The organism is Acinetobacter sp. V104_13, assembly GCF_031798995.1.
In the GTDB taxonomy this organism is placed as follows: Bacteria; Pseudomonadota; Gammaproteobacteria; order Pseudomonadales; family Moraxellaceae; genus Acinetobacter; species Acinetobacter pittii.
The window spans coordinates 23713-41413 of sequence record NZ_JAVQNP010000027.1; the positions used below are offsets into that span (position 1 = coordinate 23713).

The 17701-nt window shown below is 40.1% G+C and carries 16 protein-coding genes; 15 read left to right on the forward strand and 1 reads right to left on the reverse strand.

Translation table 11 applies throughout. The annotated features are described in order from the left end of the window. From RMB06_RS12910 to RMB06_RS12920, 3 genes are read left to right on the forward strand one after another with little or no spacing between them, the layout of a single operon-like run. Complete coding sequence (locus RMB06_RS12910; protein ID WP_081312750.1) at window positions 1-1011, forward strand: iron ABC transporter permease; 1011 nt, start codon at window positions 1-3, stop codon at window positions 1009-1011. Then, on the forward strand, window positions 1008-1772 hold the full coding sequence (locus tag RMB06_RS12915; RefSeq protein WP_311079786.1) for an ABC transporter ATP-binding protein: 765 nt from the start codon (window positions 1008-1010) through the stop codon (window positions 1770-1772). Before RMB06_RS12910 ends, RMB06_RS12915 begins: the two co-directional genes overlap by 4 nt. Beyond that, window positions 1769-2260 (forward strand): GNAT family N-acetyltransferase, encoded by a 492-nt coding sequence (locus tag RMB06_RS12920; RefSeq protein ID WP_311079788.1) that lies wholly within the window; start codon window positions 1769-1771, stop codon window positions 2258-2260. Before RMB06_RS12915 ends, RMB06_RS12920 begins: the two co-directional genes overlap by 4 nt. Here the strand turns inward: RMB06_RS12920 and RMB06_RS12925 are convergent. Next, window positions 2255-3043, reverse strand: a complete 789-nt coding sequence (locus RMB06_RS12925) for a helix-turn-helix transcriptional regulator (RefSeq protein ID WP_311079790.1) — start codon at window positions 3041-3043, stop codon at window positions 2255-2257. The two genes, RMB06_RS12920 and RMB06_RS12925, sit on opposite strands and share 6 nt — an antisense overlap. A gap of 98 nt (window positions 3044-3141) precedes the next feature. Here RMB06_RS12925 and RMB06_RS12930 point away from each other — a divergent pair, with 98 nt between their 5' ends. The 12 genes from RMB06_RS12930 to RMB06_RS12985 all read left to right on the forward strand — a co-directional run bounded on the left by RMB06_RS12930 (window position 3142) and on the right by RMB06_RS12985 (window position 17510). Then, the gene (locus tag RMB06_RS12930; RefSeq protein ID WP_233732752.1) at window positions 3142-3951 is read left to right on the forward strand and encodes a sulfite exporter TauE/SafE family protein; all 810 of its coding nucleotides are present in this window, start codon (window positions 3142-3144) and stop codon (window positions 3949-3951) included. 181 nt (window positions 3952-4132) lie between these two features. After that, the gene (locus RMB06_RS12935) at window positions 4133-5017 is read left to right on the forward strand and encodes a phosphoribosyltransferase family protein (RefSeq protein WP_311079793.1); all 885 of its coding nucleotides are present in this window, start codon (window positions 4133-4135) and stop codon (window positions 5015-5017) included. Between the two features lie 11 nt (window positions 5018-5028). Next, window positions 5029-6522 (forward strand): nicotinate phosphoribosyltransferase, encoded by a 1494-nt coding sequence (locus RMB06_RS12940; RefSeq protein WP_311079795.1) that lies wholly within the window; start codon window positions 5029-5031, stop codon window positions 6520-6522. Window positions 6523-6582: 60 nt separating this feature from the next. After that, on the forward strand, window positions 6583-7350 hold the full coding sequence (locus RMB06_RS12945; protein ID WP_311079796.1) for an NrtR DNA-binding winged helix domain-containing protein: 768 nt from the start codon (window positions 6583-6585) through the stop codon (window positions 7348-7350). 72 nt (window positions 7351-7422) lie between these two features. Further along, on the forward strand, window positions 7423-8817 hold the full coding sequence (locus RMB06_RS12950; protein ID WP_311079797.1) for a methylenetetrahydrofolate reductase C-terminal domain-containing protein: 1395 nt from the start codon (window positions 7423-7425) through the stop codon (window positions 8815-8817). Window positions 8818-8983: 166 nt separating this feature from the next. Further along, the gene (locus RMB06_RS12955) at window positions 8984-9106 is read left to right on the forward strand and encodes a hypothetical protein (protein WP_000737387.1); all 123 of its coding nucleotides are present in this window, start codon (window positions 8984-8986) and stop codon (window positions 9104-9106) included. Window positions 9107-9836: 730 nt separating this feature from the next. Continuing rightward, entirely contained in the window at window positions 9837-10898 is a 1062-nt protein-coding gene (locus RMB06_RS12960; RefSeq protein WP_311079798.1) for an HlyD family secretion protein, read from the forward strand. A 24-nt stretch (window positions 10899-10922) separates the two neighbouring features. Next, the gene (locus RMB06_RS12965; RefSeq protein WP_005075961.1) at window positions 10923-12470 is read left to right on the forward strand and encodes a DHA2 family efflux MFS transporter permease subunit; all 1548 of its coding nucleotides are present in this window, start codon (window positions 10923-10925) and stop codon (window positions 12468-12470) included. Between the two features lie 187 nt (window positions 12471-12657). After that, window positions 12658-13446 (forward strand): hypothetical protein, encoded by a 789-nt coding sequence (locus tag RMB06_RS12970; RefSeq protein ID WP_311080710.1) that lies wholly within the window; start codon window positions 12658-12660, stop codon window positions 13444-13446. Continuing rightward, complete coding sequence (locus RMB06_RS12975) at window positions 13443-15029, forward strand: GH3 auxin-responsive promoter family protein (protein ID WP_311079801.1); 1587 nt, start codon at window positions 13443-13445, stop codon at window positions 15027-15029. The genes RMB06_RS12970 and RMB06_RS12975 overlap by 4 nt, the downstream gene beginning before the upstream one ends. Continuing rightward, a complete protein-coding gene (locus tag RMB06_RS12980) occupies window positions 15026-16354 on the forward strand; it encodes a TolC family protein (RefSeq protein ID WP_311079802.1) in 1329 nt (442 codons plus the stop codon). The genes RMB06_RS12975 and RMB06_RS12980 overlap by 4 nt, the downstream gene beginning before the upstream one ends. Next, window positions 16347-17510 carry a hypothetical protein gene (locus RMB06_RS12985; RefSeq protein ID WP_032052102.1) on the forward strand — a complete coding sequence of 388 codons (1164 nt, stop codon included), beginning with the start codon at window positions 16347-16349 and terminating at the stop codon, window positions 17508-17510. Before RMB06_RS12980 ends, RMB06_RS12985 begins: the two co-directional genes overlap by 8 nt. The last annotated feature ends 191 nt before the right edge of the window (window positions 17511-17701 follow it).

Consider the following 17701-nt stretch of genomic DNA (forward strand, 5'->3'; position numbering starts at 1 on the left):
ATGGAAAAACTGAAATATTATTGGTTTTACCCTTTACCTTTCCTCATGATTTTTATCTCGCTGCTTATTGGGCCAACTCAAACATTGAGTGCATGGGATTATTTGCGGTGGGGTGTGCAAGCGGTGTTTGGTACGCCATATTTTGATGCTGAGCAATTTAGACTGATGCAAAACATTCTCGTAAATGTGAGATTACCCAGAATTTTACTGACCTTTATGGTGGGAGCTGCGTTAGCAACTGCGGGAAATGGTTTACAGGCATTGTTTCGTAATCCTTTAGTTGACTCATATGTACTCGGTATTTCATCTGGTGCGGCGTTTGGTGCAGCTTTAGCACTTTCTTTAAGTTGGCTTTCGCCAAATCTATCAGCCTTTATTTTTGGTGTGTGTGCTGTTGGCTTAACATATTTATTTGCGCATCAAAAACACGAAAGCCAGACGTCTTTAGTCATGGTAATTTTATCGGGCATGATTGTTTCGGGGCTGTTTTTAGCAGGTCTCACGATTATTCAATATTTAAGTGATCCATTTAAATTACAAGCGATCGTGCAATGGACCATGGGCAACTTACATCAGGCGTCTTGGCAAAAGGTTCAATATGCCGTGCTGCCTATTTGTATTGGTCTTGCTGGATTATTTGCGATGCGTTGGCGCCTAAACCTAATGGCACTCGGTGCTGAAGAAGCGCAGGCCGTGGGTGTTAACCCAAGGTGGGAACAACTTCTTTTAATTGCGCTAGTGACTGTATGTACCTCAACTTCTGTGGCTGCGGCAGGTATTATTAGTCTATATGGGCTCTTTATGCCGCATATTGTGAGAATGTTGGTTGGGCCAGATCACCGCTACAGCATTCCTGCCAATATGGTGTTGGGCGGTAGTTTTCTACTCATGATTGATAACTTTTCTCGGGTTTTACTGACGTTTGAAATACCGATTGGTATTTTTACCATGCTACTTGGCGCACCATTTTTCTTATTATTAATGAAAACACAGAGGACTCATTGGGCATGATTCAAATTGATCAGTTAAATTATGCCTATGGGCACAAACAGGTTCTCAAAAACATTCATCTGGAGTTTCCTGAAAATCAGTTTTCCGTCATTTTAGGGCGTAATGGTTGTGGAAAATCGACACTTTTTAAATTGATGGCTGGCCTAGAACCTGTAAAAGATGGCTTGATTCGTTACTCTGGAAAACTACTATCGGACTTTAAAGGGAAAGATCGGGCTGCATTGCTCGGCTTTTTACCGCAGTTTCATAAAACCGTATTCCCATTTTTGGTTAAAGATGTAGTGATTACCGGACGTGCTGCTTTTAGCCGATATCGTCCTTCAAAATCAGACTGGGAACGTGTAGACCAAGCTTTGCTTGATTTAGACATTGAGCATTTACGTGACCGACCTTATACCGAGCTATCGGGTGGCGAAAGACAATTGGTCATGATTGCCCGTATTTTAGTGCAAGCCCCAAAAGTTATTTTGCTCGATGAACCAACCAACCATCTCGATGTTTATTATCAGTCTTATTTAATGAAAAAATTGCGTCAGTTGTCGCGGCAAAATTTTACGGTGATTGCGATTATGCATGATCCCAATTTAGCTTTTTTATTTGCAAATCATCTGTTTTTTATGCGCCAACATGAGGTGGTTAAGCCTGGGTCTAAAACACGAATAACTGATCCGAAGTTTTTAAAAAGTGTTTATGATGTTGAGTTTCATGAAGCCATGATTCAAGACAAAACCATTGTGATTCCTGATCATTCGTGGCTATGAATATGTTGAATTATCAGGTGGTTGGAAAAACAGACTATGAGCCTGCGGTAGAGTTTGCGCTTTATACAAGGCAGCTCTTATTTCCAGAAATTTATCATGGGCAAGTCCCCAAAGATTTAAAAAATTTTGAACAATTTTATGTCCATGATCCATTGGGTTGTTTTATTACGGTAAGAGACCAAAACCGCATTATTGGCACGATTGCTTATCGAGCTTATGACCATCGCTTTGATTTAGATTTGCCGCTTAATACGGTTGAGGTGGTTAAGTTATTTGTATTGCCTGAATACCGACGTAATGGCATCGCAACCCAACTATGCAACATGTTGTTTAGCCATGCCAAAAACCATGCTATTACTAGTTTCTATTTGCATACTCATCCATTTTTACCGGCGGCTGAAGAGTTTTGGACTCTACAAGGTTTTGAGATTATTCAACGGGAATGGATTGATACGTATGACACCATTCACATGAGTAAATCTTTATAGCGCTTTATCATGCGTATGAAATCTTTTTTGAAAATGGGTAGGCGGATAACCCATAATTTTACTGAACATTGCGGTAAAAGCTGCCGAGTGTTCATAGCCCAAACTAAAAGCAATTTCAGTAATCGAGATATTTTCTTTTAAGGCATTTAAAGCATAGATGATGCAGACTCTATTACGCCAAGCCTGAAAGGACATGCCAGTTTCAGACTTAAACCAACGATGAAAAGTCCGTTCACTTTTATTGTGGTCATGTGCCCAATTTTTAGGGCTGCTATGAATATCAGGATGCTGCATAAACTCAGCACAGTGTTTAGATAACAATGTGTTGTGAGGCAGAGGAATAAACAGAGGTAGGGCTGGTGCAGCTTCTAATTCATATAACAATAAATCGATAAGAGCGCCGTCACGGCCTGCACGTTGGTAGTCAATAGGTAGCTGATTTGCCTGAATGAGCAGTTGATGTAACAAAGGCGAGACTTGGATAACCTCGCAATATGTTGCCTGTCTTGGCGCATGGCCCGCTTCTATATACAAACTATAAGTACTGACTTTAGATAGCCATACCCGATGTGGTTTGCCTGCGGGTATCCATACACCGCTGTATGGTAAAACGAGCCATTGACCATCTTCAGTTTCAACTTTCATGAGTCCTTCGGGTGCATATAAGAACTGAGCACGACGATGGCTATGCGTATCTAACAAAGTATCAGCAGGATAGTCTGACCCTAACGCTAGAACCACTTGCGGTAGATGATCTACATCGATAATTGGAATATTACGCATATATTTTTGGCTGAAATAAATAAAAAGATGGCTTTTCTACGTTAGTTTGCCATAAGGCTATTTTATATCATGCCTCTATAAATATGAGGAAGATAACGATGCTATATGAGCTATTTTTATTTGGACTACTGTCAGGCATAACCACTTGGTTATTTGGCTTTGGCGGCGGATTTGTTGCTGTGCCTTTGCTTTATACAGTCATTATTCAAAAGTGGAGCAGTGAAAGTAGTGTCGGCATACATGCCATGCAAATCGCCGTAGCTACATCAGCTTTTGTCATGCTGTGCTCGGCAAGTTTTGCAACCTTTCGGCACTATCGTTCTGGATATATAGATTGGCAAAAGATCCGCTTTTTATGGGGTGGTATCGCATTTGGCGGAATTGTCGGTGCGGTAATGGCCTCATTGTTTAATGGCAGCTGGCTTCGCTGGATATTTATGGGTTATGTGTTCATAACGATTATTGATTGTTATTACCGACCAGGGTTTATTGTGACATCAAGGCAACAGCAAAATTATGGGCAGAACAGCGAACTCATTAAAGGCGGAGTTATCGGCTGGGTTGCAGCACTTCTAGGTGTTGGAGGAAGCGTAATGACGGTTCCTTTATTACGGCGGCGGGGTAGTTCTATGGCAGAGGCCGCGGCTATTGCAAATATTCTCACGTTGCCTTTATCTTTAACTGCAACGCTGACCTATTGTGTATTGTCAATTTGGCAATCTGAATGGGCACCTAGTGGATTTATCGGTCTAATCTGGTTTGAAGCTGCTTTATTCTTGGTTGCTGGAACATGGATCGGGCTATATTTTTCAGAAAAATTTATTTCAAAACTACCTGATTTATGGCGGGCAAAGTTGTATCCGCTACTTTTAATAATAGTTGTACTCATCATGTTTTTTGTGAATTAATTTTTTATTTCAATTGGTTAAAGAATAATTTTTCTTAAATGTCGAATCTCTAAATGTTCTAAAACTGCAAATTTTATGTCTTAAAGGGCGTTGGAAAAAGTTTAAAAATTAGACTTGAAATATATAGTGGCTTTATGCCACTATATATTCATCGAAGGTCATCAGACAAAAAGAGAATGATATGGCTATCCAGCTTTTAGATGCGGCAAGAAATGAAATTCCAGTGAAATTCACGCAGTTTTCTGGTGGCGAGCGTCATGTTCAAATTGATGAGAAAACATTGAACTCACTATCTGGCAACGTATTGGTTCGCGCCAAAATGACCTCAAGTCATGATGTGATGGACTATTTGTTACTTGAAAATATATTGCTAAATCAAGGCTTAACCATTGACTTAGAAATTCCATATTTTCCATACGCCCGTCAGGACCGTATTTGTGCAGTAGGCCAAGCGTTCTCACTCGATGTGATGACCAAGTTACTCAACATCAATGCTGACAAAAAAGCGGGCAAACAAGGCAAGGTGACTGTTTGGGACTGCCATAGTGAAGTAACAACAGCATTACTTGCTGCCAATACTTCTTTTAGTGAAGTTGTAAACATCAGTTCAGTCGACATCATCGCAAAGAGTGAAGCGCTAAATACATTATTAAAAGATGAAAAAACAGTACTGATTTGCCCAGACAAAGGTGCAAAAGCACGCACACAAATGGTTGCAGATGCTTTTAATGTTGAGCGCAAACAACCAATTACTGTTGTTCAGTGTGATAAAAAACGTGACCCTGTGACTGGCAAAATTTTAGGTACGCACGTACATGCAACTGATTTATCAGGCCTCACAGCGGTCATTACCGATGATATTTGTGACGGCGGTGCAACCTTTATTGGTATTGCAAAAGAACTCCGTCGTCTTAATTGTCATAAGGTCGTTCTATATGTGACCCACGGTATTTTTAGTAAAGGAATAGAGGTTTTTGAAGGGCTGCTTGACCAGCTATTTACCTCGGACAGCTTTCCACAACAAGCAACAGACAAAATTTCAGTAATTGCTTTTGCAGCAAAATAAAGAGAATAAAGATGACTATTAAACTTAATCCATTAAACGCTATCGATTTTTATAAAGCTGATCACAGACGTCAGTATCCAGCAGGTACAGAGTACGTGTACGCAAACTTTACACCGCGTTCATCTCGACTTGCTAAAATGTTGCCTGACTTTGACGATAAAGTTGTGGTCTTTGGTCTTCAGGGTTTTATCAAACACTTTTTAATCGATACTTGGAATGAAGGCTTTTTCAAACAACCTAAAGACAAAGTGGTAGCTGCATATAAACGCCGTATGGATAGTTCATTAGGTGAAGGTGCTGTACCTGTTGATCACATTGAAGCATTACACGACTTGGGCTATTTACCATTACGCATTAAAGCTTTGCCAGAAGGCAGCCGCGTCAATATGCGTGTACCCGTGCTTACCGTTATTAATACCGACCCGCGTTTCTTTTGGTTAACGAATTATATTGAAACGGTGTTAAGTGCTGAGCTTTGGAAAAGCTGTACTACTGCAACGATTGCCTATGAGTACAAACGCTTATTAACTCAATATGCTGTAAAAACTGGCGCACCGCTTGATTTTGTACCTGTGCAAGGACACGATTTTAGTAGCCGTGGTATGAGCGGAATTTATGATGCGGCGCAATCTGGTGTGGGTCACTTAACCAGTTTTATTGGAACAGACTCAGTTGCTTCAATCGACTACGCTGAAGAATATTACAATGCAACAGGTGTGATTGGTGTATCTGTACCAGCGACCGAACATAGTGTGATGTGTATGGGCACAGAAAACAGTGAGCTAGAAACATTTAAGCGTTTAATTTGCGAGCTTTATCCGTCTGGTGTGGTTAGTGTTGTATCTGATACATGGGATTTTTGGCGAGTGATTACCGAGTTTACGGTGGCTTTAAAACCTGAAATTCTGGCAAGACAACCTAATGCTTTAGGCTTGGCTAAATTGGTTTTCCGTCCAGACTCTGGCGACCCTGTTAAAATTATTTGTGGTGACCCAGACGCCGAAGTCGGCAGCCCAGCTTATAAAGGCGCAGTTGAATGTTTATGGGAAGTGTTTGGTGGTACTACAACTGAGCAAGGCTATAAAGTGCTTAATGAACGTGTTGGTTTAATTTACGGTGACTCCATTACCCTAGACCGTGCACAGCGTATTTTGGAAGGGCTAGAAGCCAAAGGTTTTGCATCAAACAACTTGGTGTTTGGGATCGGCAGTTTTACCTATAACTATTTAACTCGCGATACCTTTGGGTTTGCTGTAAAAGCGACTTGGGGACAAGTGAATGGTGTAGGCCGTGAGCTGTTTAAAGACCCAATTACAGACTCAGGCGTAAAAAAATCTGCGAAAGGTCTTTTACGCATCGAAGAAAGTGAAAATGGTTTTACCTTGTTTGATGAGCAAACAGCCGAACAAGAACAAGGCGGAGCACTAAAAACCGTCTTTGAAAATGGTAAACTTCAATATGAGTGTACTTTGGATCAAATTCGCGAACGTTTATCCATCGCATAACTAAGTTTAGATGAGTCGTTACATGGGTATCGGCTCATCATTTTTATTGAGAGGCTGAACGTGACTATTCAAACTGAACAAGAATTCCTTGCCAGTTATGATCGCCGAGATTATGACGCACCTTTACTCACGGTCGATATGGCTATTTTCTCGGTATTTAATGGTCAGTTGCAGGTATTACTCATTAAGCGCCCCAACTTTCCAGCCAAAGGCCAATGGGCTTTACCGGGTGGTTTTGCCGATTTAACTCATGATCAAGACTTGATGGCCACGGCATATCGTAAGCTGGTCGAAAAAACAGGAATTGCTTCACCTTACTTGGAACAAGTTGCTTCTGTCGGTAATGCTAAACGTGACCCGCGTGGCTGGGCCGTGACGATTTTATATTTTGCTTTAATTGATTTTAATGCCTATCAACATCAAGCATTAGCTGAATACAGTGAATGGGTATCTGTCGCCCAAGCAAAAGATTTAGCATTGGCGTTTGATCATAATGAATTGCTTAACTTAGCATTAGAGCGCTTAACCAATAAAACTCGCTATACCGTATTGCCAGCCAGTCTTATGCCTGAGTTATTTACGCTAACTGAGCTACAAACTATTTATGAAATTATTCTTGGGCAATCCTTAGATAAAAAAGCGTTTAGACGCCGTATGATAGAAGCGGGTGCAGTTGAAGAAACCAACCACAGTAAAATTGTGGGCAAACGACCAGCTCAGCTTTATCGCTATGCACTCGATTCTTTCGATTTTATATTTCCACGTTCACTCGAATTACCCAGAAATAAAGAGGGTGAAGATAAGCAAAACAATGAGCTTTCTGACTAGCGCATATTGATGCACTTTGATTTATAATGCCGCGCTTATGATTGATGTCATGTTTTGATCAGCACTTTGCCTATGTCACACGTTTCTCCCTGCTTCCAACAAAATCAGTTTTTTGTGTTGGTGGAATATCTCACTTCACTGCATGAAATTTATCCTGTGAAACATGAGTTTGCAGGATATCCGGCTGCAATGACATTGGCAGATCGTGTACATTCAGATCATGATATTGCGCCACTTGAAGCCAGCAAAAGTTACCCAGACTCAATCGATAAAGTCTTACACTTTTCAGGTAAGGCTCGGGACATACAAGACTTTGAGCATTTTTTAGAACAAGCTCAAGCAGCCAATATTCAAAACTTGTTATTGCTTACGGGCGATAAACTCAAAGAACATCATCATGGTCGAGATGGACAGCCGCGTAGCCGATACCTAGAGTCGGTAAACGCCGTAATGGCTGCCAAGCAACACGGCGGATTTCGCATTGGGGTTGCTTTTAATCCATTTAAATATGTCGAAGCTGAGCGTGATGCACAGTATTTAAAACTGCATAAGAAGATTAAAGCAGGTGCTGACTTTATCATTACCCAATTGGGTTATGACATTGAAGCCTTAAAACAAGCCAAATCATTTTTAACCAAGCATGATTATTCGCAGCAAATACTGGCTTGTGTGATGCCTCTGACTTTAGGCCGAGCCAATTTTATGGTGAAGCATAAAGTCGCAGGTATTGTGATTACCCCGCACATGTTAAAAGTCTTGGCAGAAGAAAAACAGGCAGGGCATACAGACCGCGTTTATTTACGCTGTGCTTTACAGATTTTGATATGTAAACACTTAGGATTTTCAGGAATTCATTTATCTGCCTGTCATAAGCCAGAAGAGCAAATGTTGCTTGAAAGCTACATTGAGCAATACAGACATCTGGAGCTTAAAGCCTTAGAAGAGCTTTGGAATTCACTTTGGCAAGTCACGTCAGGCAAAGAGTTTTCACCTGAAATTACGTATTTTTCACGTCAGCCAACCTCTAAACAATTAATTAAATATCGTCAGCTACATGTTATGCATGAAGCAATGTTTGGATCAAAAATTGCCAAGGGGCTTGGACGCTTTATTTTTAAAGCATCTTTTTGGGAAAATGCTTTAGTCGCTAAGGTATTAATTAAAACCGAAGTGCTCAGTAAACATAACTTAGTGGGCTGTGAAAGCTGTGGTCAGTGCCGCCTAAGCGATACTTTATACATTTGCCCTGAAACGTGTCCAAAAGGTTTAGCCAACGGCCCTTGTGGTGGTACAACTTTAGACCGCTGTGAATTTGGTGACCGTGAATGTATTCACTCAGTCAAAGCAAGACTTGCAAAAGCTGTTGCACAAACAGAAATATTAAAAGAGAAATTGATTCCAACTGTGCCTCTTGAAATTAGAGGGACCAGTTCTTGGAAAAACTGGTATTTAGCGACTGAGGCTTAAGTTTTGTATTAACCGTTGATTTGTCTTGCTAAAAAATTAAATGAGATGCTAAAGCACGGCGATAATTTAAAAATAACAATTGTTTGCCTTAATTATGTCCAATCAAAATGGCTATCGAGGAGTATACTTAAAGCAAATCTTTTGCGTTAAAGGAAAGGCTGTCTCAATGAAAAAATTGGTTGCTGTACTTACTGTAATTGTTGTTTTAACTGGATGCGTTTACGACCCTGTTAATTACAACAAAATACACGACCAAGAGTTCCAAGATCACCTCAGGCAAAACGGTTAGTAATAAAAAGCCCACTCAATGAGTGGGTTTTCATTTGGAATAACTTTAGAAGAAATTTTTAAGGGTTTATATAAGTAAAAGATCACTTAAATCACTATTTTTAAAGGTTTGTTTGACTTTTAAATAAAGGGTTTGAAACTATTTTTATCTGGAAAATATAAGTTATTTTAGTCATCAGAATGGCTTATTTATTAAAAATAACGTTTATTTGTTTTATGGATATTGTTATTTTTGAAAAATATAATATTTATAACTTATATATATTTTATATTTATAAGTATAACAAATTTGATTGTTAACTCATTTTTAAATTAAATATTGTTTTGATTAATAATACTTAATGGTTACACAATAAAACTTATTCTTAATGTTAGTGAAATAAATCACTCTATTCAAACATATACCTCTATTTGTTACTATTCTTATAAATTATTTATTAACAGGTGCTTATCTTTGTTTTTTTGAGATTTTTTTAACCAAAAATCTCTACAAATTAGAATTACATAATTTTTTAATATAGTTTATATAATATGTTTTATTGACATAAATAGAAAAAATATCTGGCAAATAGGTCAATGATATTTAATTCACTTAAGAACCATAATTTGCACCAAATTTTACGATGTCACGATTCATTGAATAAAACCAAGTGAAAAGTTACGTAAAAAAGAAATCAATAGTTTTATTGACTTAAATAAAAAATCGAATATTACAAATAAGCGGAATGAATATGGATAACGTAGCTCAGCTAGAAACTGATACTAATTTCCAAAGTCGAAAGAAAATAACTTGGGGTGTTTTTAGTGTCCTACTGTTATTTTTAGTTGCTGGTATCTTATATTATTTTTTTGTATATCGATTCTATCAATCTACGGATAATGCTTATGTGCAAGCCGATGTCACTTGGGTGATGCCAAAGATTTCAGGCGAAGTGATGGAGTTATTAATTAACGATAATCAGGTAGTAAAAAAAGGAGAAACTTTAGCAGTATTAGATCACCGTGATTATCAAGCTCGTTATGATCAAGCTCGTTCAGTAGTCAGCTTGAAAGAAGCTGCACTGGGTGTACAGCAACAAAATGAAAAGTCTGCCAAGTCTTCAATTATTGAAGCTCATAGTGGCGTAGTGGCAGCACAAGCTGATTTAACTCGTTTAAGAAAAGAGTTTGAGCGTTATCAAGATTTATTAAAAGATGGGGTGATTACCCGACAAAACTTTGAAGGGATTCAGTCTCAATATTTAACAGCGCAAGCTCAACTAAGCAAGGCAAAAGCCGCCGTAAATGCAGCAGAAGCTCAGTTGGGAAGCTTACAAGCGAGTCGCGCGCAGCTTCTAGCAGATATTCAAAGTGCCAATGCAAACTTAAACCTGTATCAGGTCGATTTGGCTTCATCAAAAGTGGTCAGTCCTGTAAACGGTAAGATCGGTAGCCTTGCAATCCAGAAAGGTTCACGTGTTTCTCCGCAAACCCGCTTAATGGCGATCATTCCTGAAAATAGTTTGTATGTACAAGCCAACTTCAAAGAAACCCAAATTGAAAAAATGCATATTGGTCAGAAAGTTAAATTAAAACTTGATGCCTACCCAAGCCTGACCTATAGCGGAAAAATTGAGAGCTTTTCACCAGCTTCAGGCGCGACTTTCTCACTTATGCCACCAGACAATGCCACAGGCAACTTTAACAAGGTTGTTCAGCGTATTCCTGTGCGTATTGCCATAGATTCAAGCCCACATATTGATTTGATAAAACCTGGAATGTCGGTGAGTGCCACCGTTGACCTAAGAACTTAATAATAAAATTTTAGGTAATAACCAATGAATAAGCACCTTGAGGCCGAGTGGAGATTTCCAGCAAAAACTGCATGGGCAATTTTTGCTGCCATGATTTTTGGCAACTTCATGGCGATTCTTGATATTCAGATTGTGGCGAGTTCTCTAAACGAAGTTCAAGCTGGTATGAGTGCAAGTCGTTATGAAGTCACTTGGGTGCAAACGGTTTATTTAATTGCCGAGATTATTGCAATTCCCATGTCGAGTATTGTCTCGCGGGTGCTTTCAACACGGGTGTATTACACCATCTGTGCAATTGGGTTTACGATCAGTTCTTTACTTTGTGCCTTGGCATGGAATTTAGAAAGTTTATTAGTGTTCCGTGGCATTCAAGGTTTTATGGGCGGCGGTATGATTCCGACTTCCATGACTGCCTTGTACTTACTTTTTCCAGAACCAAAACGTTCATTGCCTTTGGTGATGTTTGGAATGATCAGTACTTTGGGTCCGGCCATTGGCCCCACCATTGGCGGCTGGCTCACCAATAACTTTTCGTGGCACTGGATGTTCCTGATCAATATTATTCCGGGCATTATCATTGCTACGGTCATTTACTCAGGTCCAAATATCGACCGCGCGAACTACTCACTCATCAAAAGTATGGACTGGTTCAGTCTAGTCGGTATGGCGATGTTTTTGGGTGGGCTTGAATATTTCCTTGATGAAGGTGCACGGCATGACTGGCTTGCAGACACAGGTGTTCGGATTGCGTTTATGATCTGCATTGTGGGCGGCATGATTTTCTTCTCTAGAAGTTTTACCCAGCCTAAGCCTTTACTCGATTTGTCCGTATTTAAAAACAAAAACTTTACCTTAAGTGCCATCACGACTTTTGTGATTGGCATGGCACTCTATGGCTTGGGTTACATGATTCCCGTGTTTCTTGGGCAAGTCCGTGAAATGAACAGTAGCCAAATTGGTCACGTCATGATGGTGACAGGTATTGTCATGTTCTGCTTTGCGCCGTTTCTTGCGTGGCTTATTCCCAATTTTGATACCCGAAAAACGGTATTTGTTGGAATGATTCTGGCTGGCTTTGGTGTTTGGCTTAATTCACACCTCAGCATTCATAGCGATTACGACTTTATGTTTTGGCCGCAAATTTACCGTGGTATTGGTCTCATGATCTGCCTGATTGTGGTGTCGCATTTAGCCATGAGTACTTTGCCGCTGAGTAAAGTGGCTGATGCCAGCGGTATTTATAACCTGATGCGTAATATTGGCGGCGCGGTTGGACTAGCTCTCATTAACTCATCTTTAGATTGGCTCACTGCGCTTCATGTCACCCAGATTAATCAGGGAATGACACCGCAAAACTGGATTTTTACAGAAAGACTAGATCAACTCACGGCGCAATATCAGGAAGTCGGTGCAAATGCTCAGCAAATCGCGCTGAGTGTGATCTATCGCGACATTCATTTTCAGGCACTGACATCGAGTTTTAATGATCTATTACGCATGCTCGCAATCATCATGTTTGTGACTGCATTTTTAACCATCTTTATGGATCGGGGGAAGAAAATGAATATGTAGATATTAAAAAATAAAGGCAGCTTTCAAAGAATGAAAAACAATAGGGCATATCAAAACGTATCCCTTCATAGAAAAAGAACATTGATCTGAGTTTTCTAAAATCGGTTGATGAGATCGGGGAACTCACAAATTAGAGGTGGAAGGTTAAAGGATTATGATTAATACAACGTATAAACTAATTTCAAAATTGAACCTGAAAAACACGACTTATGGTCAATATTTTGAAAAAGAGCAAATCGATACTGAGCGATTAAAAGTGATGTATTCCATTTACGAACAGTATTATGAAAATACGAGATTTTCTATTTTCGTAGATGATTTCCAAAATAAAAGCGGTGCGATCTTAATTTTTGATTCGGAAACAGATGAGATTGTTGGTTTCTCGACTGTGGTGGTGCAGCATTTCTATTTAAACGGTAAAGACTACACCGTGTTATTTAGCGGTGATACGGTCATTTTGAAGAAGTTTTGGGGTACGCGTAGTCTGCAAAGTACCATGCTAAAACTCATGATTAAGCTTCGAATCAAATATCCATTTAACGAACTCTATTGGCTCCTCATTTCTAAAGGTTATAAAACCTACTTACTGCTCGCCAATAACTACTATGTCTATTACCCAAATATTAAAGACGAAAACCAGCATCTTTCCGAAGTCGTTGAGCACTACTGTGAAAAATTCTTTGGCGAATACTATGACCGTGAAGCAGGCCTTTTAAATTTTGGTGATGACTATCAGCCATTAAAAGGTGAAGTCGCACCAATTACTGCCGAAATGAGAGAGAAAAACCCAAATATTCATTTCTTTGAGCAGATGAATCCAACATGGAAAGCTGGCACAGAACTACCGTGTATTGGTCGTCTTGGTTGGAAAGACATAGCCCGTTTCCCCGTAAAGCTGATGACTAAACCGACCAGTAAAGGAAAGTTTGAAGCTTGCGTAACACATAAAACAAAACGTAGAGAGGCCATCCAATGAAAACTAATGAATGGCTAACTTTGGGTTCGCATCTGATTTTAAAAAAATGGTGTGATGCATCTGACCGTAACTTCCAAAAACAGTTTAATGCTTTAGAGACCACGCAACGTCAAATTTTGCATTCAATATTACAGACCTCTACCTTTGCCAAAGATAAAAAGGTTCAAAACTATGAACAGTTTGTAAAAGCATTTCCTGCGACACGTTACGGCGCATGGCGAGAAGACATTCAGCGTTACCGTGAACAAAAGCTTTCACTCTCTAGCAGTAAATTGGTTCGTTTCCAGCCGACCAGTGGTTCGAGTGAACAAATTAAGTTTATTCCATACACCAAGCTGTTTTTAGATGAACTTGACCATGCAATTGCGCCGTGGATGGCGAGTTTATACCGTAAATGCCCACAGCTTAGCTCGGGTACACATTATTGGTCGGTGTCATGGTTACCTGAAAGTCAGCGTGAAGTTTTAAAAGACAAAAACCTAAATGATGATAGTGCGCTACTTGGTGTAGGTAAGCGCATTTTGTCTAAGTTTACCCAAGCGGTTCCAAGTAACGTTGCTTTTGCAGCCAATGCCGATGACGCACTGTTTGCCACCATTTGCTATTTGGTCGCAAACCGTAACTTAGCCATGATTTCGGTGTGGAGTCCAACGTTTGCTTTGCAATTACTTGAACGTTTGGAGTCTATGCAACAAGACGTGGTTGAGGTTTTACAAAGTGGTAAATGGGGCAGTCGTCAGGCTTCCTTAAAAGAAGTCACTGCACCGCATAGCTCTGAAAGTGCTCAAGCCTTAATTGCAAGTTCAAACGGCGAACAGATCGACTTTAAAAAACTTTGGCCAAAATTAAGTTTAGTGTCGAGTTGGGACACCGCAGGCTCAAAAGCGTGGGCCGAAAAATTAAAAGAAAAATTACCCAGTGTTCAGTTTGAAGGCAAAGGACTATGGGCGACGGAAGGTGTAGTGACCATTCCCTACAACGACCAATACCCATTGGCTTACCAAAGTCACTTCTATGAATTTGAATATTTAGAAGGTGAGAAACAAGGTCAAATCGTTCCTTCATGGCAGCTTAAACAAGGTGACGTGGTCAGCCCGCTGATTACTTCGGGTAATGGCTTACTGCGTTACTGTTTGGATGATTGCTTAAAAGTGACTGGCTTTATAGAGCAAATTCCGTGTTTTGAGTTCCAAGGCCGCCGTTTTGGGGTCGATCTGGTCGGTGAGAAGTTAGCACCTGAAACTGCTCAACAGTTGTTGTCGCAGTTAAACGAAACGGAATCAAAAGCAATTTCTTTACTGGCGATTGATACTCAGCAACAGGTTAAACCATTTTATTGCGTGCTTTTTGAAGGTGAAATTCATCACAGCATTAACAATGAATATATCGACAGTATTTTGCGTCAAAACTTCCACTATGAACTTGCACGAAACTTAGGGCAGCTCGACCAGCCTCAAATTCGTCAAGCTAATAATGGCTGGAATGCGTACAAGAAACTAGTCATGTTTGATGGCATTATCGAAGGCAATATCAAGCCTGAGCCACTCAAAAAAGTCACCCTGAATAGTTTGGAACAACTATGAAAGGGATGAAGCCATTTAATACTCGGTTTTTAACACTTCGACACGCCTTGTTTCTAGGCGTGTTGTTAGTATCGAATACACATGCCATGACTTTAGATGAGGCTTTGTCAGCTAGTTTAAGGCATGAAAGCCAGCTTGAAGTGAGCCGTTTAAGTGTGAACCAGTCCACCGCTATGCTTGAACAGGCCAAGCAACGTGATGGACTCAAAGTTAATTTAGTCGGGCAACTTGACTATGAAAGAATAAATACGCCTTCACACGTCTTGTTTCCAACCGAAGGAAACCGTAAAGGCCGAAGTTTGCAATTGCAGGCCGATTATCCGATTTATACCTCTGGGCGGCACCGTTTAGGGATAGATATTGCCGAAAGTCAGCTTTTAGCCCAACACCAAGGCTTATCAGATCAAAGATCGGAAACCATTTTAAATACCGTGATGGTCTATACCGATGTATTAAAGAAGAAAGCCATTTTAGAACTCAGACAAAAGACCATGGCAAATCTGCAACGGTCTTTATATGAATCAAAGCGCCGTTTTGATGTCGGTATGATTACCCGTGCAGACTTGGCTCAGGTTTTAGCTCAAGTCGCACAAGGTCAAGCCGATATTACACAGGCGCAATCTAACTTGACCGTAAGCGAAGCACAGTTTTATCAAGTGACAGGTATAACGCCTGACAACCTTGTTCCAATCAATCAATTACCTACTATTCCCGCTAACCTAGATGAAATATTGGCTCAAACCAAGAACCATCCGGCTTTAATGCAGGCTAAATATGAAAAGCAGGCTGCCGAAAAACAATATGCTTTAACTAAACGCGAACTCTGGCCAACGGTCATGCTGACCAGCCGTGCCGGAAAGCAAGATGAAGCGAGTTATATTGGCTCTGAAAGTAATAACTATATGGTTGGGGTGCAGCTCAATGTACCGCTCTATGACGATGGTTTAAATCGGGCCAATGTTAAAAAAGCGCAGGCCGATATAGATTTGGCTGCGCAAAAAATTCGAAGTCTTGAGCTGGACTTAAATAAGCGTACACGCACGACTTATGCACAGCTTCAAACCATTCGACAAAATAAAGAAGCACTGGCAAATGCCATTGAGGCTGCGTCTATTGCCTTTGTCTACACACGTAAAGAGTTCGATGTTGGCACCAAAACCACATTTGATTTGCTCAATACAGAGCAAAAGCTACTCGATGTACAAACCCAAAAAACCGTAAATGATCAAGACGAAGTGGTGTTTGTCTATCAGCTACTCGACCAAATGGGGCGTTTAAATAACTTGGTTCCTATGCAGACCGCACAACAGGTGAATAATGAATAAAATAAATCCACCACTTGCTGACAGCACTCTCATTACCCGAGAAGCAACTCTGGCAGATGACGAGGCTTTAAGAGACTTAATCGCCGTACCGATGACCACCAAAGGCATACAAATTAGCTTTCAGCGCGAACCGAGTTATTTTAGAGCGTCTGACATTGTCTATCGGCATAAATTACATGTGGTGATTGAAGACACCGAGAGTCAGAAAAATGTCGCTTGTTATAGCAACGGTTACCGCCCATGTTATGTCGATCGGAATGTTCAAAACTTACGCTACGCGGGTGATTTACGGGTAGATCACAACTATCGGGGTAAATCCCTGGTTAAGGTTTTGGCGAAGCATGTAAAACAAACCATGTATGAACCGAACTATAGCCAAATGATTATTTTTGATGATAACCATGCCGCGCGCGCTGCCATCCAAACGGGCAAAACGGGAATGCCCGATTATTATGATGAAGGGCTTATCGAGACACTCAGTCTGACGAGTACTGGCGCAAAACGAAAAATCACGGCTTTTTTAAAGCAGACTTCTCCGCAGAGTGACATTGAAGAAATCCGTACATGTGTTGCTGAAGCTCAGCATGTGGAAGCCATGAATCAGTTTATTAGCGACATGGCAGAGTTTTATAACTTTATTCCCGCCTATAACTTTGAAGAACTTGCCCAAGGTCATCAGTATTTTTCAGGAATAAAACTCGCAGACTTTTCACTTTACTTTAAGGGTGAAAAACTAGTGGGTATGTTTGGTTTGTGGGATCAGCACAGTATTAAGCAAACTAAGATTCTAAATTATAGCTCGGCCATAGCTGTGCTTAGACCTATTTATAACTTGTTGACTCCAATTACTAAAGGCATGCGTTTGCCTAAACTGGGTGACTCGATTCAGTATCATGTGCTACATACGCTTATGTGCCATCCCGAAGATTTGGCTTTGCATCATAAAATGCTTGAAGATGCCTATAACAAGTCAAAACAGCAGGGCGTTGGTGTGGTGAGCTTTACGCTTTCACATAAAGACCCGCGTTATCAGTTAAACCAGTTTTATAAAGGCGAACGCTTAACAGGAATGCATGGTTTTATTAGTTATGAAGGTGACCCACGACCACATTTTGATAAAAACTTGATTCCATACTTAGAGGTTGGACGTATTTAATTTAAAGCTTGAAGTGATACTTTGAATGAAGCCCACGGAAGTGGGTTTTGTCATTTTGAATATGAGCGAGGAAGTTGAAGATCAGTTTATAAAAGAAAATATAGCAATAATTGATAATATAATTATTTAATTTTTAATGGAAAATTATTTTAATTTTTATTAATGCATAGTCACTAAACGTACATATAGCA

Bases quoted from the DNA above. Each gene is read 5' to 3' on its own strand.
- RMB06_RS12985 (WP_032052102.1), top strand. From the start codon at position 16,347: ATGAATAAAATAAATCCACCACTTGCTGACAGCACTCTCATTACCCGA.
- RMB06_RS12965 (WP_005075961.1), top strand. From the start codon at position 10,923: ATGAATAAGCACCTTGAGGCCGAGTGGAGATTTCCAGCAAAAACTGCA.
- RMB06_RS12910 (WP_081312750.1), top strand. From the start codon at position 1: ATGGAAAAACTGAAATATTATTGGTTTTACCCTTTACCTTTCCTCATG.
- RMB06_RS12930 (WP_233732752.1), top strand. From the start codon at position 3,142: ATGCTATATGAGCTATTTTTATTTGGACTACTGTCAGGCATAACCACT.
- RMB06_RS12960 (WP_311079798.1), top strand. From the start codon at position 9,837: ATGGATAACGTAGCTCAGCTAGAAACTGATACTAATTTCCAAAGTCGA.
- RMB06_RS12935 (WP_311079793.1), top strand. From the start codon at position 4,133: ATGGCTATCCAGCTTTTAGATGCGGCAAGAAATGAAATTCCAGTGAAA.
- RMB06_RS12915 (WP_311079786.1), top strand. From the start codon at position 1,008: ATGATTCAAATTGATCAGTTAAATTATGCCTATGGGCACAAACAGGTT.
- RMB06_RS12955 (WP_000737387.1), top strand. From the start codon at position 8,984: ATGAAAAAATTGGTTGCTGTACTTACTGTAATTGTTGTTTTAACTGGA.
- RMB06_RS12920 (WP_311079788.1), top strand. From the start codon at position 1,769: ATGAATATGTTGAATTATCAGGTGGTTGGAAAAACAGACTATGAGCCT.
- RMB06_RS12925 (WP_311079790.1), bottom strand. From the start codon at position 3,043: ATGCGTAATATTCCAATTATCGATGTAGATCATCTACCGCAAGTGGTT.
- RMB06_RS12980 (WP_311079802.1), top strand. From the start codon at position 15,026: ATGAAAGGGATGAAGCCATTTAATACTCGGTTTTTAACACTTCGACAC.
- RMB06_RS12975 (WP_311079801.1), top strand. From the start codon at position 13,443: ATGAAAACTAATGAATGGCTAACTTTGGGTTCGCATCTGATTTTAAAA.
- RMB06_RS12940 (WP_311079795.1), top strand. From the start codon at position 5,029: ATGACTATTAAACTTAATCCATTAAACGCTATCGATTTTTATAAAGCT.
- RMB06_RS12950 (WP_311079797.1), top strand. From the start codon at position 7,423: ATGTCACACGTTTCTCCCTGCTTCCAACAAAATCAGTTTTTTGTGTTG.